Origin of the sequence: Pelagicoccus sp. SDUM812003, assembly GCF_031127815.1 — a bacterium.
In the GTDB taxonomy this organism is placed as follows: Bacteria; Verrucomicrobiota; Verrucomicrobiia; order Opitutales; family Opitutaceae; genus Pelagicoccus.
This window is the reverse complement of the sequence record NZ_JARXHY010000061.1, coordinates 1-1,119: the sequence shown is the minus strand read 5'-3', so window position 1 is coordinate 1,119 and position 1,119 is coordinate 1. Positions and strand designations below refer to the sequence as shown.

1 protein-coding gene is annotated in these 1,119 nt (G+C 67.3%); it reads left to right on the top strand.

Going from position 1 to position 1,119, the window contains the following annotated elements:
- The first annotated feature begins 91 nt into the window (after window positions 1–91).
- The gene (locus tag QEH54_RS22775) at window positions 92–1,084 is read left to right on the top strand and encodes an IS30 family transposase (RefSeq protein ID WP_309021034.1); all 993 of its coding nucleotides are present in this window, start codon (window positions 92–94) and stop codon (window positions 1,082–1,084) included.
- Window positions 1,085–1,119: the final 35 nt, after the last annotated feature.

Here is a 1,119-nt window from a genome sequence, read left to right as displayed (position 1 = left end):
GCAACGTGGCGGATTAACACAGCTAAGGAATAAATCTCGAGCTGGCGCGGAAAGCCGGCCTGCCGCAGCATCGCTATCGACCAAGACAACGATGAGAACTGCAGCAAACCGACATCTCCGCGACGAGCATCGTCGCGTCATCGCCGCGCTACGCAAGCGCGGATCCACGCAGGCGCAGATCGCCGAGGCGATCGGCTTCAGCCAGGGCGCCGTCAGCAAGGAGCTGCGCAGGAACGCCAGCGGCCCGGACGGCTACGACGCGCGCGGGGCCGACGAGCTGGCCCGGCAGCTCAAGCTCGCCAAGCGGCCGCGTCGCAGGGTCCTTCGCGGCCGGCTTCTGGAGGAGGTGGAGCGGCTCCTTCGCCTGGACCACAGCCCCGAGCAGATATGCGGGGCCATGCGCAGGGTCGGCTTCGGCCCGAGCCACCAGACGATCTATCGCCACGTCGAGGCCGACCGGCGGGCCGGAGGCGGCCTCAGGTCCCACCTGAGGATCAGCTCGCGGCGGCGAAAGCGGCGCAGGCGACCCTCGCCGAAGGGACGGATCGGCGGAAGGGTGGGCATCGAGCATCGCCCCGCCGCGGTGCGGACGCGCTCGCGCTACGGCGACTGGGAGGCCGACCTGATCGGCAGCTGGGCCAGCAGGGGCTTCCTGCTCAGCCTGCTCGAGCGCAAAAGCAGGATCGCCCTGCTCGAGCCGCTGGCCTCGAAGAGCTCGGGCGAGGTCGCGGAGGCCATCGCGCGCCGCCTGGCTCCCTACCGGGTGCGGACCATCACCTACGACAACGGAATGGAGTTCGCCTGCCACCTGGAGGTCGAGCGCTCCCTTGGATGCCGGAGCTACTTCTGCGCCCCCTACCGCAGCTGGGAGAAGGGGGCGGTGGAGAACTGCAACGGGCTGGCGCGGCAGTGCTTCCCGAAGGGCTCCAGCCTGAGGGTCCACGACTATCCGCAGGGCTACGCGGCCGAGGTGGAGAGTAGAATCATGCAGCGGCCCAGAAAGACGCTTGGCTTCAAGGCGCCGTCGGACTACCTCTCGAAGATAGCGAAGCCAAGGCGGCCACAAAAGGCGGATATTCCTTAGAAGTGTTAATCCACCACGTTACAAAAAAGAGTTGC

What these genes read in the sequence shown, in the direction of transcription:
- QEH54_RS22775 (WP_309021034.1), top strand. Translation starts at nt 92, where the DNA reads ATGAGAACTGCAGCAAACCGACATCTCCGCGACGAGCATCGTCGCGTC.